A 23,309-nucleotide genomic window follows, 5' to 3' on the forward strand; every position below is an offset into this window, starting at 1 on the left:
GCCGCCGCTCGCCGCGACGGCCTCGAGAGACCATCGTTCCTGCCGTTCCTGAGATCCGGCTGGGAGTGCGTGCGCGGGCCCGACAAATCGGGTTGCTTCCGTTGGCACGACCCCGCGAGGCTGACGTCATGACCTCATACATCTCGCACACCTCAGTCGATTGCCGCGACGCGTTCGCCCTCTCCGAGTGGTGGAAGCAGGTCCTGGACTACGTCGACGATCCGGAGGACCCGAACGCGGCGGGCCATGAGGAGTGCCTGATCCAATCCCCTGACGGGGAGCACCGGGTGCTGTTCATCGAGGTCCCCGAGGGCAAACAGGTCAAGAACCGGATCCACTTCGACCTGCGTCCCTCCTCGGGCAACCAGGCCGAGGAACTCGCGCGCCTGTTAGGGCTCGGCGCCACTGAACTCGAGGACCGCCGCGACAGCTACGGCCCGGGCACCGGCTGGGTTGTGCTCGCCGACCCGGAGGGCAACGAGTTCTGCATCCTGCGCAGTCTGGCCGAGCGTCGCGAACCCACGGTGACCTGAGCCCGCGGACGCAGCCAGTGCCGGACGGTCTCAGTGCGGATCGGCCCGCAGCGGCAGGGTCGCCGCCAACCGCCACCCACCCTCGCCGGTGGGGCCGGCGTCGAGTTCGCCGCCGAGCAACTGCACGCGCTCGCGCAGCCCGATGACGCCGAACCGGGAGACCGCGAAGCGGCGGGGCGGTTGCCGCTGTTGCTCCTGCCCCAGGGCGTTGACCACGTCCGCCCGGACAACCCCCTCCTCGACGTCGACCGCGACCTCGAACCGGACGGCGGCGCTGGGGGTCGAGTGCTTCAGGATGTTCGTGGTGCCCTCCCGAAGCAACCGCGACATGGTGGTCCGCACCCCGAACGGCACCTTGGACAGGTCCCCGGAGACGGCCGTGGTGACCGGGTGACCCAAATCCTCCAGGGACGCGGCGAGGTCGGCCAGTTCCGACCCCAGGTCGATGCTCGCCGCGGAGCTCGAGACCTCGTCGGTCGACGGGGGCTCGCGCATCAACCGCAGCAGCCGGCGCAGATCACCCAGCGCGGCCCGGGCCGAGTCGCCGATCACCTCGAAGGTCTCCCGCTCCGCACCGCCCTCGGGTGCCTGCATGGCACCGGCGCTGGACTGCATCGCGATGACGGTCAGGTCGTGGGCGACGATGTCGTGCAGTTCACGGGCCAGTTCGTCACGCTGCAACTGGATCAGGTCCCCGGCGCGCCGGTCGAACTCCTCGATCTGCCGCCGGTCCTCGGCGCGGGTCGCCAGCAGGTAGCGCAGCGAGAGGCCGATGACCAGGGCCAGCACGAGCATCGCCAGGTAGCCGGAGACGAACGCCGAGGAGCTCAGCGCATGGTCCAGGAACGGGTTGACGATGGTCCACGCCACGGTGGTCACCAGGGCGATGACGAGCCCATGCCGCACCGCGGCGAAGGCCAGGAACCCGACGACGATGAGGATCTCGAGGGCAAAGGTCCCCGGCTGTGTCTGGGTGGCCACGAGCAACGCCTGCAGCAGCACCAACGGGACCCACGCCCACCCCGGTCGGAGCGCCACGACCAGCCACATCAGCACGTCTACCACGCACAGCGTCAGCTCCAGGGCCAGCGGGCCGAAACCATCGGGCCCGGAGTCCAGGACCCGCCATGCGGTGACCGTGTTGCCGACGAGGGCCACCGAGATGATGACGACCCGCAATACCAACGGCAACTGCCCCCCGGACCAGAATCCGGGGGGCAGGCGAGAACCGTTCTTCAGCAGACCCACGGGACGAGGCTACAGAGGTCAGGCATCCGGAACTGCGGGTCCACCTCCCCGTCGGTCAGCGTGGCAACGGTGGGAGCGAGCTCGCTCCCCGGGCCGGCGGCCTGGGCCGGGACGACCCCCACTGCCAAGGCGATCGCGGCGACGGCTGCGGTGAGAATGATCCGGGGAGAGCTGGTGGTGGCGCGCATCGGGTTCCCTGCCTTCGGTTTCAGGTGGCCGGCTCGCCGCTGCGGTGGCCGGTGCTTTCAACCACTACGTTTCCCGCTGCGGGGTACCCGCGAACACATCCTTCCGTCCCCTGTCCATAGAGACAATAGGATGAATCGCCTGTCCGACATTGGTTCTTGCCGCATGCCGGATCGCCCGGCATGAGGGTGCGCTCGCCCCAGTCGCGCCGTCGGTCCACTAGGGTCACGGCTATGGATCCGATCGCCGGGGGCGAACCGCTACGTGTCCTGCTGGTCGATGACCAGAAGCTGATGCTCGAGGCCATGCGGGTCTTCATCGACAACGTCGAGGACTTCACCGTCGTCGGGGAGGCTGCCGACGGGGTCGTGGCAGTGCAGCAGGCACGGGCGCTGCGACCCGACATTGTGCTGATGGACCTGCAGATGCCCCGGATGGATGGTGTCGAAGCGACCCGCGCCATCCTCGAGGAGAATCCCGACCTGTTGGTCGTCGCGGTGACCACCTTCCACTCCCAGGAGTACGTCATCCCGGCGCTCAAGGCCGGGGCGAGCGGCTACCTGCTCAAGGACTCGACTCCGGCCGACATCGTTGCCGGGGTCCGGGCGGTGGTCGCCGGAGAGTTCGTGATCTCCTCCCAGGTGACCGACGTCCTGGTCCGCAGCGTCCGGGAGGACCAGTCCCCCGCCCCGGCGCAACGCTCCACGCCCGAGGAGCTCGGGTTGAGCGACCGCGAGATGGAGGTCATCGAGCTGCTGTGCCAGGGCAGTTCCAACCGGGAGATTGCCCAGCAGATGCACCTGGCGGAGCCGACGGTGAAGTCGCACATCGGCCGGATCATGCAGAAGCTGGACGTCCGCGACCGCGTCCAGATCGTCATCACCGCCTACCGGTCGGGACTGGCGCAGCTCTGAGTCACACGCCGAGTGGCCGGACCCGTCGGGGTCCGGCCACTGGTCACGCAACGCTGCGGGAGCGCCGCGTCAGCGTCGTTCGAGGCGATCTATCCGCTGCTCCAGCGAGATCACCCGGGCCCGCAGGTCGGGGTCGATGTGGTCGGCGGTGTCCCGGCTGCTGATGAGGCGCACGACCTGGACCAGGCCGCCCATCGCGATCGCCAGGAGCACGATCCAGGCGTACCAGGGGATGGCGTCCACGGTCTCTCCTCTCGTTCGTCGGCGCGGGTGCGTCCGACCATCCCATTGAGCCATTCCACCGGGAGCCGGGGGTACCGACAAAAGTCGCTATCTCCGTGCGACCAAGGTGTCCGCCAGGTCGCGACCAGCGACGGATTCCAGGGGTTCCCCCAGGTCAGCAGAGTTGAGGCAGCCGGCAACCGTCGGTCTGTTTCAACTCAGGGCACACGAAGGAGAACACCATGGAGAACAACAGCATCGAGCTGCCGGACCTGGACTTCGACGGGATCGAGGTGATGTCGGTCCGCGAGGCCGTCGCCGTCCCCGAGACCGGCGCCACCAGCGGCTCGAGTTCCTGCAGCTCGACCTCCTGCTGCGGGTCCAGCTCCTGCTGCTCGTCCGGTTCCTGCGGCTGAACCAGCACATCGGTACCCGGGCCGGAGCGCCGCGCTCCGTGGCGCTCCGGCCCAAAACCGCAACCGAGACCGAGACATCCCCGCTGAGAGGAAAGAGCACCATGAACACGATCTCTGCCACCGGACTGCTGAAGTCCTACGGCGACCGCGCGGTCCTGCGGGGGGTAGACCTGCAGGTCCCCGAGGGCAGCATCTCCGCCCTCCTGGGCCCCAACGGGGCCGGCAAGACCTCCCTCGTGGAGATCCTGGAGGGCCACCGCCGCCGCGACGGCGGCTCCCTGCAGGTCCTTGGCCTGGACCCCGGCTCGCGCGCCGACTTCGGTCAGCTGCGCCGGGTGATGGGCGTGGTCCTGCAACAGACCATGCTGGAGCCCGGCCCGTCCGTGCACGACCTGCTGCGGCGCCAGGCCTCCTACTACCGCCGGCCCGCGGACGTGGACGAGATGGTCAGCACCCTGGAGCTGACCGACCACGTCTCCGCCTCCGTGCGTTCGCTCTCCGGCGGTCTGCGCCGCCGGCTCGACATCGCACTCGCCCTCATCGGCCGCCCCCGGATCCTCTTCCTGGACGAGCCGACGACCGGGCTGGACCCGCTCTCCCGCCGCAACATCCGGGCGCTGATCACCGAGGTCAACACGGCCGGCACCACCGTCGTGCTGACCAGCCACGACCTCGAGGAGGTCCAGCAGCTCGCGGACCGGGTGCACGTGCTCTCCGGCGGCAACTTCGTCACCGAGGGGTCCCCGAGCGACCTCATCCACTCCTCCGGCACCGCCACCCGGGTCACCTTCCGGATCGGCTCGGCCGACACGGCGCTGTTGCCCGGGGGCGCGGTCCTGGAGGGCGACACCGTCCGCTACGAGGTCACCGACCAGGACGCCCTGCTCGCCCAGCTGAGCTCCTGGTCCCGCGACCAGGGCGTGCAGCTGGATGGCCTGACCATCTCCCAACCCTCCCTCGACGACGCCTACGCGGCCCTCGTCGGGGCCACCACCACCGACGGAGGACGCTGACATGACCACCCTGGCCGACACCCGCGCCCCGAGCGCGACCCAGGAACGCACCCCGCTCTGGCGGCCGTTCCGGATCCACGCCGAGCTGGACCTCAAGGACTTCTGGCGCTCGCCGATCCAGCTGGCCTTCATCGTGGCGATGCCGGTGATGTTCTACGTCATCTTCGGCTTCGCGATGCGCGACGGCGCCGCCGCCGAGGTCACCCACGGCGCGAACACGCTGACCCAGGCGAACCTCAGCTTCGCCGGCGTGCTCGTCTTCGCCCTGCTGTCCGTCGTCCTGGCCAACGTCGCCATCTCGCTGGCCATCAAGCGGCACCACGGCCTGTTCAAGCGGTTCCGCACCACGCCGGTCTCCCCGGTGTCGGTGATGGGCGGCTTCCTGGTCAACACGCTGGTCAGCATGTTCATCGTGTTCGGCGCGGTCACCGCGATCGGTGTCCTCGGCCTGGGCGTGCAGCTGCCGACCGACCGGCTGCTCACCCTCGGGGCGGTGTCCCTGCTGGGCTTCCTGGCGATCGCCCCGCTCGGGGTCGCGCTGTCCCTCGTCCCGCCGAACGCCGACTCGGCCGTCCCCCTGGTCAACGCGGTGTTCTTCCCGGTGGCCTTCATGTCCGGGGCGTTCGTGGCCATCCCGTTCCCCGGGCCGGTCCAGCAGGTCATCGACCTGCTGCCGGGCAAGCCGCTGATGGACCTGTTCACCCCGGCGCTGGCGGGCACCGGCCCGGTCTGGGACTCCGGTGCCGCGCTGGTCCTGGTCGCCTGGGGCATCTTCGGCACGGCGGCCTCGGTCGCCTTCTTCTCCTGGGCCTCGGAGTCGGAGCCGCGCACCTTCTCCCGCCTGCGGGCCACCGGGGAAGAGTCCTGATGAGCACCGTCGCCCTCCCCCCGGTCCGGTCCGGCCCACGCATCCGGACGGCGGTCACCCCCGACTGGGTGTCCAGGGTCAACCTGCGGCACTACCAGGACCTGGTCGACCCCGACCTCGCCGCCACCGACGAGCAGCGGTTCGCCGACCTGGTCGCCGAGGAGGACTTCCGGGCGGAGATCGCCGAGGCCGCGGCCGCCGCGCTCACCGAGCTGGTCGGCACCGACCGGGAGCGCAGCAGCCGGCTCTGGCTGCCGCTGCGCCGGGCGGTGCTGGCCGGCCGGCACCCCAAGGCCGGGCACCTGTCCGACCCGGACGCCGCCGCCGACCCGACGGTGAGCGCCTGGCTGGACAGCTGGCGGCGCACCGACCGGCTCGAGGAGACCCTCGACGGGGAGTATGCCGACGGGCTCGCCCGGGAGCGCGCCGTCGTCACCGAGTGGACGCGTGACCCGGACGTGCAGCTCAGCACCGTGATGACCAGCCGCTCGTTGTTCCGGGCGGTCGCCTCCCGGGCCGGCACGGACGGGGCGCTGACCAAGCGGCAGCGCAAGTCCGAGCAGTCGCTGGTCACCTACTTCGGCCGGTCCACCACCAAGGTGAGCCCGTTCTCCCGCTACACCGGCACCGCCTTCCACGGGCCGGACGAGGCGGCCGGGCCGCTGGGTCGCGACCACGTCAGCGTGGTGGCCCTGCGCCACCTCATCGTGCGCCGGGCGGCCCGCCGGCTGGCGCAGGACCCGGTCGACCGGCTCGACCTGACCTGGCGGGTGTCGGACACCTGCCGGCTGGACGGGGACGTGCTGGTCATCCACCGGCGCCGCTGGGTGGAGGACTCCAGCGCCAAGTCCGACACGGTCAACGAGGACGACCTCCGGCTGCCGCTCAACGGGGCCTGGGCCGAGGTCTGGCCGCTCGTGGTGGAGACCGCGACCGAGCCGGCCCGGCTGCGCGACCTGATCGAGGTCGTCGCCGACCGGTTCGGCTGGCCGCAGGAGCACACCGCCGCCGTGGTGGACGTGCTGATCGGCTACCAGGCGATCGTGCCGGCCGTCCCGGTACGTGAGCAGGAGCCGGACTACCTCGGGCAGTGGCTCGCGGTGCTCGCCCCGCTCCGGGGCGAGACCTCGGCCGCCATCCGCGCCGCCGTGCGGCAGAGCCTGCGCGGCGAGCGGGAGATGGCGACCGCGGGACCGGACGACCGGGCCCGGCTCGTCGAGGACACCGAGCAGGCCTGGCGGGAGGTCGTCGGCGACGGGGTCGAGCACCCCTTCGTGGAGGACTGCTACCTGGACACGGCCGCGCCGGTCGCGGGCGACCAGGTGGGCACCTGGGCCGACCAGACCGCCGAGCTCGGCCCGCTGCTGGTGGTGATGGACGACCAGCGCATCCTGGCCGCCGCCCTGGAGAGCGTCTTCGTGCGCACCTTCGGGTTCGGCGGGACCTGCCGGGACCTGCGCGCCTTCGCCCGGGCCGCCTACGAGACGTTCCCGCTCACCCAGCGGCTGCTGGACGGGCAGGTCCCCGACGACATCGCGCACATCGTCGGTCCGTTGCGGGCCGCCCGGTCGATCATCGCCGACCACCTCGTCGAGCTGGGCCGCAGCGGCACCAGCCCGGTCTTCCTGGACCCGGCGGTGCTGGACCGCGCCGCCGAGCACGTCCCGGACCGCGAGTGGGACCGGCCCCGGTCGATCACCGTCTTCGGCCAGCCGGCCGGCCCGGAGTTCGTGGTCAACCACCTCTACGGCGGTCGGTCGCGCTACTTCAGCCGGTTCCTGGCCCAACAGCCCGGGGAGACGCTCGCCCGGGTGCGGGAGACGGCGCGGGTCACCGGCCCGGACGACGCGCGCCAGGTGCACATGCGCCCCGCCCTCGGGTTCAACGCCAACCTCAACCCGCTCCTGGCGCCGGAGGAGCTGCGGCTGACCGACGAACACCCCGGGGAGACCGCCCGGCTGTCCGTGGAGGACCTCGCGCTGGTGCACGACCCGGCCACCGGGGTGCGGATCGTGCTGGCGGCGACCGGGGAGTCGGTCGACGTGCTCTACACCGGGTTCCTGGTCCCGCACGCGCTCCCGTCCGAGGAGATGCTGCTGGCGATGGTGGCCGGCGCGCCGTACTTCTCGTTCAACGAGCTGACCCTGGACCTGCACGCCAGGCTCCAGGCGACCCGCGAGGACTGCGTGCGGGCCCCCCGCATCCAGCACGGCGACCTGGTCCTGTTCCGCTCCCGGTGGGCGCTGCGCTCCTCCTTCCTGGCCGCCGAGGTCGGGGTGGATGAGCCGGTGCGGCACCGCGAGCTGGGCCGGGCCAGGGCCCGCGTGGGGCTGCCCGCCCAGGTCTTCGCCCGGCCGCTGTTCGGCCGGCAGATCACCCCGCTCGAACGGGCGATGAGCCCCCGGCCGCAGTTCCTGGACCTGGGCTCCCGCCTGCAGACCGCCGGCGCGCAGAAGCGCACCGCCCCGCTCGGGGACAACCTCCTCGTCGAGGAGTTCCACCCCCGTCCCGACCAGCACGGCACGCGGTCCCCCCGCGGCCGGCACGCCACCGAACTGTTCTACGAGATCACGCTCGCACCAGGAGGACACCGATGAGCACCACCGACCCGACCGTCATCCGCGGTCTCCGCATCAACTACTACGCCGAGGACAAGCGCCGTCTCATCCACGACTGCCTCGTCCCCCTGGCCAAGGAGGCGCACGACGCGCCCGGCATCGCCTCGGCCTGGCTCCAGTCGAACTGGCGCTTCGGCCCGCACACCATGCTCTACCTGCACGGCGCCCCGGCGGCCGTCGACGCGCTGCTGCCGCAGCTGCAGGCCCGCGCCGAGGCCCACCTGGCGACCGACCGGTCCACCCGGGTGATCACCGACGAGGAGTGGGAGCGCACGTCATACGACCTCGGTCGTCTCGAGCTGGTCTCCCCGCCCTACCTGCCGCTGGAGCCCGACAACACGGTGTCCGTCCAGGACGGCGGTCCCTCCGACACCTTCCTGCGCACCGAGCGCGCACTGCACGCCAAGGGCCGGACCATCGGCTCGGGGCTGGACTGCCTGCACGACGCCTCCGGGCGGCTGTTCGACGGGCCGGACGCCACCAACGCGGTGTTCCGCGGGATGGCCGCGCTGGCGGTGAACTACCCCCGGTGGGGCCTCATCTCCGGCTACCAGGCCTTCCTGTCGCACTGGAAGGAGTACTTCTACTGGACCGACACCGACGGCCGGCTGAGCCGCCCGCTGGAGCGGTCGTGGGCCGCCCAGCGCGACGGTCTGGTGGCCGTGGTGCAGCGGGCCAAGCAGCGCCAACCGGGCGAGTCCACCGGCGACCCGGTCCTGGACCGCTGGATCGCCTGGGTCGAGGAGCGGATGCCGGACGCCCTGGCGTTGGCCGCGACCGAGGACATCCTGCCCTACCCGCACCCGTCCCGGCTGGAGAAGGCCGAGACCTTCGGCCCAGACCTGGCCGTGCAGTGGTCCGGTTCCGACGAGCGGGACTACAGCGACTTCCACGCCGCGTTCCGCCAGCTGGACTTCACCAAGCTCGGCAACGGCACGGACTTCGCCGCCTACCGGTTCCTGATCAACAGCTTCTTCGAGCTGCTCCCCCTCGTCGGGGTCACCCCGATGCAGCGCTACTCGCTGGCCTACCTGTTCACCGAGGCCGCCCAGGACGTGGTCGGCGAGCGTTGGGACACCACGATCGCCCGCACCGTCGAGCGGCAGCGGGCCGCCGAGCCGGAGCTGCGGCCGACCCTTCCCTGGGCAGGTTCCCATGTCTGAGCAGACCCTCTCCCCACCCCGCCGGCTGCGCCGGTCGGTGAGCGCCCGGACCCTGGAGGGCCGCGGCATCGCGGTCAGCGCCGGCCGCACCGCCGTGGTGCTGGACGGTGCGGCGGCGGAGCAGCTGTGGGCCGCGATCGAGCCGGTGCTGCGGGCCGGGGTGGCCGTGCCGGACCTGCTGGACCGGCTGCCCGCCGCGGCCCGGCCGGCCGCCGGCGGCCTGCTGGACCAGCTGGAGGAGCACGCCCTGCTCTGTGCCGCCACCGCACCGGCGGAGGGCCCCCTCGGGGAGCACTTCGAGCGCACCGCCGACGACCCGGCCGCGGCGAGCGCCGCCGCGGCCCGGACGGCCGTCGAGGTGGGCGGTGACGACGCGGGACTGGTCGCCGAGATCCTGGAGGCCTTCGCCGGGACCGGGCTCCGGGTGCGGGCCTCCCGCACCCCCGCCGTCCCGCTCCCGGGCGCACCGGGGGCCACGGTCACCACGTACGCCCCCGGGGCGGAGCCCGGCGACGGGGACGCGGGCCGCAGCGTGCTCGTCCTGCGGGCCGGCGACTGGCGCCTGGTCGGGCCGGCCCCGGACTCCCGGGGAGCACGGGAAGCGCTGCGCAGCTGGGCGACCCGGGCCCGGGCCCTCGCGGGACCGGCCAACGCGGCCAGGGACGGGATCGCCGACCGGCTCGCCGGGGCCCAGGCGGTGCTGGACACCCTGACCACGCTGTCCGCCGACCGACCTGGGGCACCGGCCGCGACCCCGGCCCGCTACCACCTCACCTCCCCGGACGTGGTCTCGGAGGTGCACCCCCTGGTGGCGCTGCCGGACCTGGCCCCGGGCGGTGAGTTGCTGGCGCCGGAGGTCCTCATCGGTCACGGTGCCGGCGGGGCCGGCACGGACGGTGATTTCCTGGAGCAGACCGAGCAGCTCTGGCTGGGCCCGCTCAGCCCGTGGTCCGGTCCGGTCCCCGACGACCTGCCGCAGCTGCCGGTCGGCCTGGCGGTCGCCGGCACGGCCGGGCACCCGGTGGCCGAGGCCGGCGTGGACACGGCGGACGCCCGGGCGGCCTGCGTGGAACGGCTCGCCGAGCTGGCCGCCGCAGCCAGCGCCGCAGCCTCCGACTCCGCCACCGGCCCGTCGGGCGTGATCGGGGTCGGGCGGGACCCGTCGCACGCGGTGGCCCGCGCGGTCAGCCACTGGGCCCACGCGCACCTGACCTGGGCCGACCCGGACGAAGGCCGGCCCGAGACACTGCCCGGCTCGCCGTTCGCGCGCCGGCTGTGGACCGCGCTGACGATCCGCGAAGGGGTGGTCGCGAGCACCCGGACCCGCACGGCCACGGTCGAGGGGGCCCCGGACCTCGTGCTCGTCGAGGTGCTCGACGCCGCGGGCGGCGTGCTCGGCTCGGGCCTGGCGACCACCGCGGCCGCCGCCCTGGACGAAGCACTGGTGCCGGCCGTCGGCTCCGCGCTGGCGCAGGGTGACCCGCGGACCACGGTCGAGTCGGCGCCGCGCCCCCGGTTGGAGCCGACCCGCCTGGCGCTGGCCGCCTGGGCCGCGGCCGCGCACGTCGAGGTGCGCCGCCCCGGCGGGGCAGCGGGGTGGGAACGCCTCGGGCTCCACCCGCGGACCGTGACCGCACGGACGTCCGGATCGGGGACGACGTCATGACGACCCTGACGATCGCGCCACCCGCCCCCGCGCGGGACAACGCACCCGACCCGTATGCCGAGGTCGTCGACCGGCTGGTCCGGGACGGGGTCGCGCGGGCCGACGGCACGGCATACCGGCTGGAGCTGCGGGCCGACGCCGACGAGCTGCTGCTCGGCACCGCCCCCACGGGCGGGGTCCGGGGCTGCCTGGACTGCGCCCGGCTGTGGCGCCGCGACACCAGCTCCCTGCTCCCCTCGACCGGGGCCAGGACCTGGCTGGTCAGCGCGCCGTGGGCCCGGACCGTCGCCGCGGCCGTGGCCGACCACCTCTCCAGCGGCTCCCCCGCCGCCCCGGGACGGGTGCGGGTCGTCAACCGCAGCGACGGGACCGTCGAGGACCACGGCTACCTGGACCACCCGGACTGCGGCAGCTGCGCCCCGGTCCCGTCCCGGACCGCGGCCACCCCGCTCGACCTGACCACCCCCCAACCGGCGACGGCGGGGACCCTGCGGGTCCGCCCGGTCGAGACGGCCGCCTGGACGGCCGCGGTGACCGACCGGCGGCACGGACCGCTGGCGCTGTCCTACCGCGACGAGTTCTCCCCGCTCGCGCTGGTCACCTCCGAGTTCGTCGCGCCGGGGCACCGGCTGCGGGAGAGCGGCTATGGGCGGTCGACGACCTTCCCCGGCTCCACCGGGCCGGCGCTGCTGGAGGGGATCGAGCGGGTGCTCGGCGCCCGCCGTCCCGCCGCCGTCGACACGGTGCGGGCCAGCGCCCGGGAGCTCGGCACGGACGCGGTGGACCTGACCACCCTCGGCCTGCACGACCCCGCGCTGATCGCCCGCGCGCACGGCTTCACGCCGTGGACGCCGGAGCTGGAGACCTCCTGGGTCGCGGCCAGCTCCGCGCTCCGGGCCGGACCGGTGCTGGTGCCCGAGCAGATGGCCTACTGGCGGGTCCCCGCCGGCCAGCAGCGGTTCGTCTACGAGTCGTCCAACGGCTGCGCGGTCGGCGGCTCCCTGGAGGAGGCCGCGTTGCACGGCTACTACGAGGTGGTGGAGCGGGACGCCTTCCTGCTCACCTGGTACTCCCGCACCCGGCTGCCCCGCATCGCCGGCGCGGGCGAGGACCCGCAGGTGGGCCACCTGCTGGACACGCTGCGCTGGCACGGCCTTACCGTCGACCTGCTCGACATGACCAGCGACCACGGCGTCCCCACCGCCCTCGCGGTGATCACCGCGCCGGACGAGGTCGCCGAGCAGGACCTGTTCCCCTCGCTCAGCCTGGCCTCGGCCACCCACCCCGACGGGCGGCAGGCGATCCGCACCGCGCTGGAGGAGGTCGCCACCAACGTGCTGATGTACCAGCGGTGGAAGCAGCTGCGCCCGTCAGTGTCGGCGCAGCGCTGCCGCCCGATGCTGGAGGACCACGACCTGGTCGAGTTCCTGGAGGACCACACCGGCCTGCACGGCCTGGTCGGCGCCCGGCCGCTCAACGAGTTCCTTCGGCACCCCGCCGGCAGCACCGACATCGACACCTTCTGCGACGTCCCCGTCTCCACCGACGTCGCGCACCAGCTGGGCCGGCACCTGGACCGGCTCGCCGAACTGGGCGGCGACCTGATCGTCGTCGACCAGACCGACCCGACGTTCGCCGGGGCGGTCCCCGTCCACGCCGCGAAGGTCCTCGTCCCCGGGAGCGTGCCGATGACCTTCGGCCACCTGCACCGGCGACTGCACGGGCTGCCCCGGCTCCACCGCGCCTCGGCGCTTCTGAAAGGAGGTGTGCCGTGGTCGACACCCGGACAGATCGTCCCCGCACCACACCCGTTCCCGTGACCACCGGCACCCGGCAGTTCTGGGAGCAGTCCTTCGGCAAGGCGGTCGGCGAGACCACCACCCTGTTCGGCACCCTGCCGGTGCCGCACGCCCCGGAGGAGGACCTCGGCACGGTCGACCCGGACCTGCGCCGGGCCATCGGGTCCGCCGCCCCCGGGACCCCCGTCGCCCGCCCCGCCGACCCGTGGGCCGCGCTGGAGGCCGCCGCCTCGGCCGCCGTCACCGTGCGCCGCGCGGTCGCCGCGGACCGGTACGTGCTGCACCGCGCCTACCCCTCGCCCCGCGCCCTCTTCGGCGTGGACCTCGAGCGGGTCGACGCGGCGGGCCGCCGCGAGGTGCTGCTGCCGTGGAGCGGGGCCACCGCCCCCGCGGACCGGCGCCGCTCCCCCGACCACGCGGGCACCCCGGACCGCCGCGGGCTGGTCGCCCGGATCCGCCCGGACCGCTACCCCACGCCGTATGCCGGGTTGCGCCCCTCCCTGGCCCGGCTGGAGGCCGGCCACCTGCTCGCCACCGTCGCGGCGGCCGCGCACCACCTCGGGGTCGACCCGGCCACCGTGCTGCACGCGCACGGCGACGAGGTCGCCCGCCTCACCCAGCGACCGGACCCGACCGGTCCCGGGTGGACCATCGCCCCCGACGTGATCGGGTCGCTGGTCCGGGCCAGCAGCGACGGACCGGACGGACCGCCGCCCACCGTGGACGCCTGGTTCGCCCGGCGCACCAGCGGCCCCTCGACCGCGAACCTGATCACCTCCCGCGAGGTCCCGGACCCGGCCCGGCAGCGGATCGACGCCGTGGTCGCCGCGGGACTGGCCGCCGTCGCGCCGTTGTACGCCGCGGGCGCGCTCACCGTGCACCGCACCACCCTCGTGGGCCGGGGCATGTCGGAGCGCTACCTGACCCCGCTGCGCCCGGACGGCGCGGGACCGGAGCGCCCGATGGCCTCGACCGGGGCCTGGGCCTCCGCCGCCGGGTTGACCTGGTCGGTCGACCCGCGCCGGCTGGCCGCGGTGATGGGACCGGGCGCCCTGGAGTCGGTGCACGTGCTGCTCGGCTGGCTGGCCCAGTGGGTCTGCCTGTCCGCCGCGGCCTGCGGCATCGCGGCGCGACCGGCCCGCAACTTCGACGAACCCACCTGGGCCCACGACCTCGGCCTCGACGCCGGGGCCGTCCCCGCCTACCAGGTGTGGCTGCGCCCCCTAGCGGACAACGACCTGACACCGGCCGCCTGGACGACCTACGGGAGGAACACATGACCACCACGACGCCCCGGCCCCCGGACACCCGGGAGCACCCCACGACGGGCGGCGCCCCACCGGCCACCGACCCGCCGTGGACGACCACCTGCATCTACGCCCACCTCACCACCCCGGGCACCGACGCGCTGATCCGCGACTGCGTGGCGCCGCTGGCCCAGGAGCTGGTCGCGCAGGGCCGGGCCACCGGTTGGTTCTTCCTGCGCTACTGGCACGGCGGGCCGCACGTCCGGGTCCGCTTCCGGGACCCCGACCCGGCGGCGGTGGACGGCTTCGAGGCCGCCGTCGCGGCCTGGTTGGCCGACCACGCCGAGGACCGGGTGGACCTGGACCCGGGCCGGTTCCACGCCCGGTTCAGCCAGCCCGACCCGGTGCCGTGGCACGGGCACGGGCAGATCGTGCGGGAGCCCTACCTGCCCGAGGTGGACCGCTACGGCGGCCCGCGGGCGCTGGCCAGGTGCGAGGAGTTCTTCGAGCTGAGCAGCCGGATCGCCGGGGCGGTGCTGCGCACCGGCGACCGGACCAAGGTCTTCGCCGTCGGCCTGGACCTGATGACGCTGGCGATGGGTGCCGCCTCGCCCGCCGCCCTCGACGCCGCACGGTCAGCCCGCCGCTACTTCTCCTCCTGGGACTTCGTGGACGAGGCCTCCTCGGACCGCGACGGCGCCCTGCAGCAGGCCGAGGGGTTGCGCCGCGACTGGTCGCAGGTGTGGGACAAGCGGGTCGCCGCCGTCACGGCCGCGGTGCAGGACTCCCCCGGCTCCACGCACGGCCTGTGGCGCCGCGGCATCGAGGACCTGCTCGCCGACCTGGACCGGATCAGCGCGCAGGACGGGCTGACCCGTCCCCCCGCCGCCATCCTCTGGTCGTTGATCCACATGATGAACAACCGGCTCGGGATCTCGGTCCACGAGGAGCGGGTGCTCAGCTGGCTCGCCTCGGCGATGACGCTGGGGTGGACCTCCGTGGCGGACTACTTCGAGGACACCCCGCACGCGCTCGACCGGGCCTACCTCGAGGGCAGCAAGTATGCGGTGCGCACCCACGCGGCCGCCCAGTGGCCGCGCCCGCCCTCGGGCGAGGCCGGGCACGAGCGGCCCGGGGGTTTCCCCACCGTCCCGCTGCCCGCACCGGCCCCGCTGCGGCACCGCCTGGACGAGGTCCTCGAGGACCGCCGCAGCTCCTACGGCGACTACGGCGGCACCCTGGACCTCCCGGTGCTGGCGACCGTGCTCGGGTGGGCGGCCGGCGAGGTGGAGAGCCGCGCCGTGCAGTGGGGCGACACCAGGATCGTGCCGCGCACCCACCCCAGCCCCGGGGGGCGCTACGCCACCTCGGTGCTGGTCAACGCCTGGGCGGTCACCGGGATCGACCCGGGGCTGTATGCCTACGCCGCCCCCGGGCACTCCCTGGTCCGGCTCGGCCCCGCGCTGACCCGGGACACCGTCCAGCACGCGTCGCCGACCTTCGGCAGCGGGCAGGACCGCGCCGCCAACGGACCACCGGTGGTGCTCACCGACACCGTCCCGGCCGTGCTGCTGCTGGCCTCCGACATCACCTCGCTCCGGCCCAAGTACGGCCTGCGGGCGCTGCGGCTGCTGCTGCAGGAGTGCGGCCACCTGGCCCAGAACCTGCTGCTGTGCGCCACGGCCGCGGGCTGCCGGTCCATCCCGGTGTCGGCCTTCTCCGACGACGAGCTGAGCACCGCCGTGCACCTGGACGGCATCGACGGCTTCGTCTCGGCGCTCCTCCCGCTCGGTCCCGCACCGGACTGAGCACCACGAACCCCGACCGGGAGGACCGCGACCCGGTCGGGCGGAGTCCGCTCCGTCACCCCCGCGGCCCCGAGCGACCGGACCAGCCGGCGCTCACCACCGAAAGGAACACGCTCATGGCACACACCCAGTCCAAGGAATGGTCCACCTCCTACGAGATCGCCGCCCTCACCGGCGCCGGCTGCGCGGTGCTCGGCCTCGGGGCCGGCATGGTCGCCAAGCAGCCCGGGATCGGCGCGGTCCTCGGGGCCGGCGTCGGCCTGATGGTCCGGGCCGCCGCCGTCGCGGTCGGGGCGCGCAGCGGTCGATGAGTCCGGTGACGAGGACCCCCGGCGCCGGTCCGTCCGCGACCACCACGGTGGACGCGGACGGGCCGGGGCTGCCCCCGGCCGGGGTCCTCACCGGGTGGTACCGGGACCTGCACCACTGGCCGGAACTGTCCGGGCTCGAACAGCGCACCGCCGCCGTGCTGGCCGACCGGCTCGGCACCTGGGGCTGGCAGGTGCACCGGCAGGTCGGCGGGGAGGGCGTGGTCGCCCTGCTGGACGCCGGGCCGGGCCCGACCGTGGTGCTGCGGGCCGAGCTCGACGGGCTCCCGGTCCGCGAGCAGACGGACCTGCCGTTCCGCTCCGTCCGCGAGCAGCGGCTCGGTGAGCACACCGTCCCGGTGTCGCACGCCTGCGGCCACGACGTCCACCTGGTCGCAGCCTGCGGCGCGGCCGCCGCCCTGGCGGCCAGCCGGTCGCGGTGGGGCGGGCGGGTCGCCGTCGTCCTGCAGCCCGCCGAGGAGACCGGGTCGGGAGCCCGCGCCATGCTCGCCGACGGGCTGCGCGACCTGGTGGGGCCCGCGGACCACCTGCTGGCACTGCATACCAGCGCGCTGCCCACCGGGCAGGTGACCTTCCGTCCGGGGCAGATGACCTCCGCCGGGCTCGACGTCTCGCTGACCTTCCTCGGCGAGGGCGGGCACGCCGCCTGGTCCACCTCCGCGCCGACGCCGGTGCAGCGGGCCGCCGAGTGGGTGCACCGGGTCAGCGGCCGGCTCGGCGGCGAGGGCTCCGTGCTGACCGTCGGGTCGATGACGGCCGGCAGCTGCGCCAACGTGGTGGCCGACCGGGCCGAGCTGCGGCTCAGCCTCCGGGCGGACACGGCCGCTGCCTGCCAGGACCTGCTGCGCGAGGTGCGGCGCTCCGTGCACGGCGCGGCCCAGCCGGCCGGGGGCCGCAGCGAGGTCGCCATCCGGGCCGTCTACGAGCCGGCCGTGAACGACGACGGGACGAGCGGTCCCGTCTACCAGGCGCTGCGCACCGCCCGGGTGCCGACCTACCTGTTGCCCGCACCCTCCCGTGCCTGCGACGACGTGGGCACCCTCGCGGACGGGTTGGGCGCCGGGCTGGCCTACTGGTTCGTCGGCGCCAACGACGCCGCCCTGTTCTCCGCGGCCGACCTGGACCTCGTCCGGGCCGGGGAGCAGCCGCGCGGGGTCCCCGGCAACCACTCACCCCGGTTCGCGCCCGACCCGGCGGTGCTGCCCGAGGCCGCCCGCCAACTGCTCCTGGCGGCCCGCGGCTGCCTGGCCGCCCCCGGCTGACCGGGCCGGACGGTCGGCCTGGCCAACACCCGCCGGCTACAACCAGTCGACGTGCGGGGACACCAGCGCGTACCCGACGAACGCCACGACGTCGAGCAGGGTGTGCGCGACGACCAGCGGCATCACCCGCCGGGTGCGGGTGTAGATCCACCCGAAGAGCAGCCCCATCGCGATGTTGCCGAGGAAGCCGCCGAACCCCTGGTACAGGTGGTAGCTGCCGCGGATCATCGCCGAGGTCACGATGATGGTGAACGTGGACCACCGCGTCTGGGTCCACCGGGTGAACAGGTAGCCGACCATCACCACCTCCTCCAGGACCGCGTTCTGCAGGGCGGCCAGGACCAACACCGGGATCCCCCACCAGACCTCCGGCAGCCCGGCGGCCGAGATGGTCGTGTTCATCCCGAGCCCGCGCGCCAGCAGGTAGAACGCCAGGCCGGGTATGCCGATCACCGCCGCCAGCGCCGTCCCGCCGAGCAGGTCCCGCCCCGGCCGGGTCAGGTCGAAGCCGAGCATCGCCCGCGCGTCGGACCGTTCCCGGGCCAGCAGGTGGAGGGCGAGCACGACCGGCACCAGGGCCAGCGCGATGTCGGCCAGCTGGTAGGCCAGGTCCAGCCACGGCCGGTCCGGCACCACCGAGGTGTTCATCGAGGTGGTCTGGGAGGCCAGCGGCTCGGCCCGGGTCAGCTTGTTGACGATCGAGAGCAGCGCCCAGACCGCCGAGGCGCCGAGGCTGACGCCCAGCACCAGGACCGTCTCGGTGACCAGTTGCCGTCGGGTGAGCACCACCAGACTGTATGCCGTGCAGCTGCCGGTCTGACGGCATACCAGAACGGCACCCGTGCGAGGTCACAGATTGGTCACAACCGTAGACATCCCGGGCCAGGAGGGAAAGACTGCCTCCGTCTCCCGGTTCGGCTTCGCCCCAATCTTTTCCGTGGGTCCGTGCTGCCCCGGGCACAATCACACCGGATTCAACGAAAGAAGATCACCAGTGCGAATCACCTCGTCTGGGGCCCGGCGGCGCACGCTCGCCGCCGTAGCCGCAGCATCCGTGATCGCCCCCCTCGGGATGAGCGCCGCCACGGCAGCGCCCCAGCTCGACGCGGGCGAGAAAATGACCTACATCGTGCAGCTGCGCGACACCCCGATCGCCGCCTACCAGGGCGGCGTTTCTGGTATCCCGGCGACCAGCCCGGCCCCCGGCCAGAAGCTGGACATGGGCAGCAACGCGACCCGCGCCTACTCGGACTACCTGGCCGACAAGCAGGCGTCCGCGCTGTCCGCGGCCGGCGTCAGCAGCGACGCGCTGGTGACCTCCTACGACGTGGCCTTCAACGGCTTCGCCGTCGAGCTCACCCGGTCCCAGCTGGCCGGGCTGAACAAGAACCCCGACGTGGTCCAGGTCTGGGAGGACGAGATCCGCACCGCGGACACCGTCCAGACCCCCGATTACCTGGGGCTGTCCGGTGACGGCGGCGTCTGGGACGAGTACTTCGGCGGCTACGAGAACGCCGGCGACGGCATCGTCGTCGGGGTCATCGACACCGGTATCGACCCGCTGAACCCGAGCTTCTCCGACGAGGGCATGTCGGAGGCGCCGGAGGGCTTCACCTGCGACCCGGGCGAGGACTACTACGCCGAGTTCGAGTGCAACAACAAGGTGATCGGGGCCCGCTACTACGGGGCCGAGTACGGCAACACGATCATCCCCGAGGAGTTCGTGTCGGCCCGCGACTACAACGGGCACGGCAGCCACACCGCGGGCACCTCCGCCGGCAACCACGGCGTCGACATCGAGATCCTCGGTGCGCACATCGGTGAGGGTTCCGGCATGGCCCCCAAGGCGCACATCGCCGTCTACAAGGGCCTGTGGATGACCTCCGACGGCAACGGCAGCGGCACCACCGCCGGCCTGGTCCAGGCGATCGACGACGCGACCGCCGACGGCGTCGACGTCATCAACTACTCCATCTCCGGCTCCAGCACCAACATCATGGGCCCGGACGAGACCGCCTTCCTGTTCGCCGCCGACGCGGGCATCTTCGTGTCCACCTCCGCGGGCAACTCCGGCGACACCGTCGGCGAGTCCTCGGTGGCGCACAACGCCCCCTGGACCATGACCGTGGCGGCGAGCACGCACAACCGTGGCGCCACCAACTCGGTCACCCTCGGTGATGGCACGACCTTCGACGGCGTCGGCTACGGCGGCCCGCTGGAGGCCACCGAGCTGGTCAACGCCGTGGACATCCCGGCCGAGGGCGTGGACGCCAGCGAGGCCGACCTGTGCGCGACCGGCGCCGTCGACGACGAGGGCGCCGCCGGCAAGGTCGTCGTCTGCACCCGCGGTGCGTACGCCCTGGTCGACAAGGCCGCCGAGCTGATCGACTCCGGCGCGGCCGGCATGGTCCTGATCAACGACCCGGCCGGCGCCGGTGGCCAGAACGCCATCATCTACGGCCTGCCCGCCACGCACCTGCTGGCCGAGGACGGCCAGGTCGTCAAGGCGTACGCCGCGACCGACGGTGCCACCGCGGAGATCTCCGACACGGACAACACCCCGGTCAATGCCCCCGAGATGGCGGCCTTCTCCTCCTACGGCCCGGCCCTGGCCGGCAACGGTGACCTCCTGAAGCCGGACATCACCGCACCCGGTGTCGACGTCGCGGCGGCCTACCACGCCAGCCACGACGACCCGGGCGTGCCGACCTTCAACCAGATCTCCGGCACCTCCATGTCCGCCCCGCACATCGCGGGTCTGGGCGCGCTGATGAAGCAGGAGTTCCCGGAGTGGAGCCCGGCCGCGATCAAGTCGGCCATGATGACCTCCGCCCGTCAGACCGACGACAGCGGTGCTCCCATCCAGCGCGGCGGCGCCGACGCCTCCCCGCTGGACTACGGTGCTGGTGAGGTCCAGCCCGCCCCGTCCTACAACCCGGGTCTGATCTACGACGCGGGCACGCAGGACTGGCTGAACTACGCCTGCGCCATCGACCAGCTCGACGGCTGCGACGAGGACATCGACGCCAGCGACCTCAACTACCCGAGCATCTCGATCGGTGCGCTCGCCGGGGCCCAGACGGTCACCCGCACGGTGACCAACGTCGGGGACGCCGAGGCGACCTACACCGCCGAGGTCGAGGCGCCGGCCGGCACCACGGCCACCGTCGAGCCCAGCACCTTCACGGTCGCCCCGGGCGAGACCGCCACCTACGAGCTCACGCTGCAGGTCACCACGGCCCCGCTGGGTGAGTACACCTTCGGCGCGATCACCTGGAGCGACGGCGCCGGGCACGACGTCCGCAGCCCGATCGCGGTGCTGCCGTCGGCCTTCGCCGTCGACGACGAGGTGGCCGGCGAGGGCGTCGAGGGTGACGTCGACGTCACCGTCAACGCCGGTGTCGAGGGCACCGCGTCCGCCGGTGTCGAGGGCCTGGCCGAGGGCAGCATCGAGACGGTGCCGCTCGAGGCCTCGGACCAGTACCTGGACGACGGCGCCCTGGATGTCACCATCCCCGAAGGCACCTCGCACCTGCGGCTGCAGACCTGGGACGAGGACTACGACGGCATCGACCTCGACCTGTTCTTCGTCGACCTGGCCACGGGGCAGATCGTCGCGCAGTCCGCGGTCGGCGGTTCCACGGAGCAGATCGATGTCTCGGACATCCCGGCGGGCGACTACTTCCTGGCCATCGACTGGTACGACGGCGCCGAGGGCGACACGATGGACGCCTACGTCACGCAGTACATCGTGCCGGCCGAGGACGCCGGCAACCTGACCGTCGACCCGGCCGAGTTCGAGGTCGCTGTCGGCGACCAGGTCGACGTCAACCTGGCCTGGACCGGCCTGAACCCGGACAGCACCTACCTCGGTGAGGTCAACTGGGCCATGGACGGTCAGGCCGCCGGCCGCACCTTCCTCACGGTCGACACCTCGGCGGACGCCGAGGAGCCGGTGGTCGAGCGGTGGTCCGGGCAGGAGCCGGACGCCGACCGGTACGGCACCGCCGCCGTCATCGCCGCCGAGTTCGGCAGCGCCACGACGGCCTACGTGACCACCGGTGAGGTCTACGCGGACGCGCTCGTCGGGTCGGCTCCTGCCGCCTCCGGCATGCGCACCCAGGCCACGCCGGGCGGCGACGCCGCCCCGGTCCTCCTGGTCCACCAGGACAGCGTCCCGGACGTCACGTCCGCCTCGCTGGCCGACCTGGGCGTTGAGAACATCGTCATCCTCGGTGGCACGAGCGCCGTCTCCGAGGGTGTCGAGGCCGAGCTGGCCGCCGACTACAGCGTCGAGCGGATCTCCGGCTCCGACCGTTACGAGACCGCGGCCGAGCTGGCCAAGCTCTACACCCCCGGTGTGGAGAAGGTCTACGTCGCCGTCGGCCAGGAGAACGAGACCGGCCTGTTCGCCGACGCGCTGTCCGGTGCGGCACTGGCCGGCGCCGAGGGTGTGCCGGTCCTGCTGACCCGCACCGACGAGGTGCCGGACGCGACCGCCGAGGCCCTGGAGTACCTCCAGGCCGAGGAGGTCGTGGTGCTCGGTGGCACCGCCGCCGTGTCCGAGGCCGTCGAGCAGGAGATCGGCGCCGACTCCCGGATCGGTGGCAAGGACCGCTACGCCACGTCCGCGATGGTCGCCGACGCCTACGAGGCCGGGGTGGCCAACACCCTGATCGCCTCCGGTCGCAACTGGCCGGACGCCCTCGCGGGCGCCTCGTACGCCGGCACCAACGGCATCCCGGTGCTGCTGACCCGTCCGACCGACGTGCCGGAGTCGATCAGCACCAAGCTGGATGAGCTCAGCCCGGAGCGGCTCGTCATCCTGGGTGGCACCAGTGCCGTGTCCCAGGACGTCGAGGACGCCCTGAACGAGGTGTTCCCGTTCTGATCAGGACCTGATCAGCGACACCGCTGAGCAACGCCGCGGGCCCGTCCCCTCTCCGGAGGGGGCGGGCCCGCAGCCGTGTCACGCGCCGGTGGCCAGGAGGGCGAAGCTGACCAGCCAGTGGGTGGCCATGAAGTCGCCGTCGGTGATCTCCGGGAGCACCGCCGCCACCTGGGCGTCGGCCCCCGCCCGCAGCACCCCGGCCGCCTCCGGGTCCAGGTGCGGCGCGAGCACCCGCAGCTGCCAGGCCCGGGACAGCGACAGCCCGAGCAGGTGCGCCAGCTGGCCGTCCGTGCCCTCCCCCACGGCGGGCACCGCGAGCAGCTGCTCGTGGTCGCCCTGGCCCAGCCCGGGCAGGAAGGTGCGCAGCCACTCCCCGAACTCCTCCCCCAGCAGGTGGCTCATCAGCTCGGCCTCGCTCAGCGCCGGCGACAGGAAGTCGGTGCCGGACGGTTCGGTGCGGGTGCCGTATGCCGTGTCGCCGGCGAACCAGTCCAGCGCCCGTCCGCGCACGGCCGCCACGACCTCGGGCCGGTCCAGCGCCGCGGGCCCGAAGGCGCGCAGCAGCAGGCTCATCGCGAAGGCGTCGTTCTGGTGCTTGCCGTGCCGCACCGGGTAGTCCTGGCGAGGCAGCCAGTCGACCACCCGCTCGGCGACGAGGTCCGCCAGCGGCGCCACCGCCCCCGCCCACCGGGCGGCCGGGTCGGCCGCCGGACCGGACCCGTCGGCCAGCCGCCGCAACCCGCCCGCCAGCATCGCCGCCCAGGCCCACCCGTAGGGCCGCTCGAAACCGGGCCGGGCCCGCAGGTAGTCGACCTCCACCTCCAGGTGCTCGGGCGTCAACCGCTCCTCCAGCAGCGCCACCGTGTCCGCCACCTCACCCTCGGCCTCGAGGACCTGCGCCTGCCGGTCCAGCAGGGTCACCAGCGACCACTGCATGTGCACGCAGGAGTGCCAGTCCAGGCTGCCGTGGAAGGCCGGGTGCAGCAGCTGCGGCGTGATGTTGGTGTCGTCGGGTCCGTGCGCGGTGTGCCCCGAGCTGTAGGGGTATGGCGTGCCGATCACCCGTCGGGCGATCCGGGCCCAGGAGGCGGCGTGGTCGGTCAGCGTGGTGTCGGGTGCCATCCCC

19 protein-coding genes are annotated in these 23,309 nt (G+C 73.3%); 14 read left to right on the forward strand and 5 right to left on the reverse strand.

Features of this window, described 5'->3' with window-relative positions; genetic code table 11:
* Positions 1-128 precede the first annotated feature (128 nt).
* Entirely contained in the window at positions 129-533 is a 405-nt protein-coding gene (locus tag FB467_RS17965; RefSeq protein ID WP_141786314.1) for a VOC family protein, read from the forward strand.
* A 30-nt stretch (positions 534-563) separates the two neighbouring features.
* Here the strand turns inward: FB467_RS17965 and FB467_RS17970 are convergent, their stop codons facing one another.
* Together FB467_RS17970 and FB467_RS17975 are read right to left on the reverse strand one after the other, a co-directional pair.
* Complete coding sequence (locus FB467_RS17970; RefSeq protein ID WP_141786315.1) at positions 564-1,781, reverse strand: sensor histidine kinase; 1,218 nt, start codon at positions 1,779-1,781, stop codon at positions 564-566.
* Complete coding sequence (locus FB467_RS17975) at positions 1,769-1,969, reverse strand: hypothetical protein (protein ID WP_141786316.1); 201 nt, start codon at positions 1,967-1,969, stop codon at positions 1,769-1,771. The genes FB467_RS17970 and FB467_RS17975 overlap by 13 nt, the downstream gene beginning before the upstream one ends.
* 231 nt (positions 1,970-2,200) lie before the next feature.
* On the opposite strand from FB467_RS17975, the gene FB467_RS17980 reads away from it, so the two are divergent.
* Entirely contained in the window at positions 2,201-2,881 is a 681-nt protein-coding gene (locus FB467_RS17980; protein WP_141786317.1) for a response regulator, read from the forward strand.
* A 69-nt stretch (positions 2,882-2,950) separates the two neighbouring features.
* Here FB467_RS17980 and FB467_RS18635 read toward each other — a convergent pair whose 3' ends face one another.
* Positions 2,951-3,124 (reverse strand): hypothetical protein, encoded by a 174-nt coding sequence (locus FB467_RS18635; protein WP_153390429.1) that lies wholly within the window; start codon positions 3,122-3,124, stop codon positions 2,951-2,953.
* A gap of 221 nt (positions 3,125-3,345) precedes the next feature.
* On the opposite strand from FB467_RS18635, the gene FB467_RS17985 reads away from it, so the two are divergent.
* The 11 genes from FB467_RS17985 (at position 3,346) to FB467_RS18030 (ending at position 17,292) form a co-directional block, all read left to right on the forward strand.
* Positions 3,346-3,519, forward strand: coding sequence for a thiazolylpeptide-type bacteriocin (locus FB467_RS17985; protein ID WP_141786318.1), 174 nt, complete (start codon positions 3,346-3,348; stop codon positions 3,517-3,519).
* 101 nt (positions 3,520-3,620) lie between these two features.
* Entirely contained in the window at positions 3,621-4,532 is a 912-nt protein-coding gene (locus tag FB467_RS17990) for an ABC transporter ATP-binding protein (RefSeq protein WP_141786319.1), read from the forward strand.
* Between the two features lies 1 nt (position 4,533).
* A complete protein-coding gene (locus tag FB467_RS17995) occupies positions 4,534-5,400 on the forward strand; it encodes an ABC transporter permease (protein WP_141786320.1) in 867 nt (288 codons plus the stop codon).
* Positions 5,400-7,997: a lantibiotic dehydratase family protein gene (locus FB467_RS18000; protein WP_141786321.1), complete on the forward strand. Its 2,598-nt coding sequence runs from the start codon at positions 5,400-5,402 to the stop codon at positions 7,995-7,997. The genes FB467_RS17995 and FB467_RS18000 overlap by 1 nt, the downstream gene beginning before the upstream one ends.
* On the forward strand, positions 7,994-9,181 hold the full coding sequence (locus FB467_RS18005) for a hypothetical protein (protein WP_141786322.1): 1,188 nt from the start codon (positions 7,994-7,996) through the stop codon (positions 9,179-9,181). The genes FB467_RS18000 and FB467_RS18005 overlap by 4 nt, the downstream gene beginning before the upstream one ends.
* Positions 9,174-10,847 (forward strand): hypothetical protein, encoded by a 1,674-nt coding sequence (locus tag FB467_RS18010; protein WP_141786323.1) that lies wholly within the window; start codon positions 9,174-9,176, stop codon positions 10,845-10,847. The genes FB467_RS18005 and FB467_RS18010 overlap by 8 nt, the downstream gene beginning before the upstream one ends.
* Positions 10,844-12,667 (forward strand): YcaO-like family protein, encoded by a 1,824-nt coding sequence (locus FB467_RS18015; RefSeq protein ID WP_141786324.1) that lies wholly within the window; start codon positions 10,844-10,846, stop codon positions 12,665-12,667. Before FB467_RS18010 ends, FB467_RS18015 begins: the two co-directional genes overlap by 4 nt.
* Entirely contained in the window at positions 12,664-13,926 is a 1,263-nt protein-coding gene (locus tag FB467_RS18020) for a hypothetical protein (RefSeq protein WP_141786325.1), read from the forward strand. Before FB467_RS18015 ends, FB467_RS18020 begins: the two co-directional genes overlap by 4 nt.
* Positions 13,923-15,701, forward strand: coding sequence for a thiopeptide-type bacteriocin biosynthesis protein (locus FB467_RS18025; RefSeq protein ID WP_141786326.1), 1,779 nt, complete (start codon positions 13,923-13,925; stop codon positions 15,699-15,701). Before FB467_RS18020 ends, FB467_RS18025 begins: the two co-directional genes overlap by 4 nt.
* A gap of 116 nt (positions 15,702-15,817) precedes the next feature.
* The gene (locus FB467_RS18640) at positions 15,818-16,012 is read left to right on the forward strand and encodes a hypothetical protein (protein ID WP_170230827.1); all 195 of its coding nucleotides are present in this window, start codon (positions 15,818-15,820) and stop codon (positions 16,010-16,012) included.
* Positions 16,013-16,017: 5 nt separating this feature from the next.
* Complete coding sequence (locus FB467_RS18030; protein WP_170230828.1) at positions 16,018-17,292, forward strand: amidohydrolase; 1,275 nt, start codon at positions 16,018-16,020, stop codon at positions 17,290-17,292.
* A 36-nt stretch (positions 17,293-17,328) separates the two neighbouring features.
* Here the strand turns inward: FB467_RS18030 and FB467_RS18035 are convergent, their stop codons facing one another.
* A complete protein-coding gene (locus tag FB467_RS18035; RefSeq protein ID WP_228393479.1) occupies positions 17,329-18,078 on the reverse strand; it encodes a CPBP family intramembrane glutamic endopeptidase in 750 nt (249 codons plus the stop codon).
* A gap of 268 nt (positions 18,079-18,346) precedes the next feature.
* Here FB467_RS18035 and FB467_RS18040 point away from each other — a divergent pair, with 268 nt between their 5' ends.
* Positions 18,347-22,183: a cell wall-binding repeat-containing protein gene (locus FB467_RS18040; RefSeq protein WP_141786329.1), complete on the forward strand. Its 3,837-nt coding sequence runs from the start codon at positions 18,347-18,349 to the stop codon at positions 22,181-22,183.
* Positions 22,184-22,261: 78 nt separating this feature from the next.
* Here the strand turns inward: FB467_RS18040 and FB467_RS18045 are convergent, their stop codons facing one another.
* Positions 22,262-23,305 (reverse strand): DUF2891 family protein, encoded by a 1,044-nt coding sequence (locus FB467_RS18045; RefSeq protein ID WP_141786330.1) that lies wholly within the window; start codon positions 23,303-23,305, stop codon positions 22,262-22,264.
* Between the last annotated feature and the right edge of the window lie 4 nt (positions 23,306-23,309).

It is taken from the genome of Ornithinicoccus hortensis (genome assembly GCF_006716185.1).
GTDB lineage: Bacteria > Actinomycetota > Actinomycetes > Actinomycetales > Dermatophilaceae > Ornithinicoccus > Ornithinicoccus hortensis.

Coding starts and splice junctions, on each gene's coding strand:
- FB467_RS18005 (WP_141786322.1), top strand. CDS start 7,994: ATGAGCACCACCGACCCGACCGTCATCCGCGGTCTCCGCATCAACTAC.
- FB467_RS17980 (WP_141786317.1), top strand. CDS start 2,201: ATGGATCCGATCGCCGGGGGCGAACCGCTACGTGTCCTGCTGGTCGAT.
- FB467_RS18045 (WP_141786330.1), bottom strand. CDS start 23,305: ATGGCACCCGACACCACGCTGACCGACCACGCCGCCTCCTGGGCCCGG.
- FB467_RS18015 (WP_141786324.1), top strand. CDS start 10,844: ATGACGACCCTGACGATCGCGCCACCCGCCCCCGCGCGGGACAACGCA.
- FB467_RS17985 (WP_141786318.1), top strand. CDS start 3,346: ATGGAGAACAACAGCATCGAGCTGCCGGACCTGGACTTCGACGGGATC.
- FB467_RS17965 (WP_141786314.1), top strand. CDS start 129: ATGACCTCATACATCTCGCACACCTCAGTCGATTGCCGCGACGCGTTC.
- FB467_RS18010 (WP_141786323.1), top strand. CDS start 9,174: ATGTCTGAGCAGACCCTCTCCCCACCCCGCCGGCTGCGCCGGTCGGTG.
- FB467_RS17975 (WP_141786316.1), bottom strand. CDS start 1,969: ATGCGCGCCACCACCAGCTCTCCCCGGATCATTCTCACCGCAGCCGTC.
- FB467_RS18640 (WP_170230827.1), top strand. CDS start 15,818: ATGGCACACACCCAGTCCAAGGAATGGTCCACCTCCTACGAGATCGCC.
- FB467_RS18000 (WP_141786321.1), top strand. CDS start 5,400: ATGAGCACCGTCGCCCTCCCCCCGGTCCGGTCCGGCCCACGCATCCGG.
- FB467_RS18025 (WP_141786326.1), top strand. CDS start 13,923: ATGACCACCACGACGCCCCGGCCCCCGGACACCCGGGAGCACCCCACG.
- FB467_RS17995 (WP_141786320.1), top strand. CDS start 4,534: ATGACCACCCTGGCCGACACCCGCGCCCCGAGCGCGACCCAGGAACGC.
- FB467_RS17990 (WP_141786319.1), top strand. CDS start 3,621: ATGAACACGATCTCTGCCACCGGACTGCTGAAGTCCTACGGCGACCGC.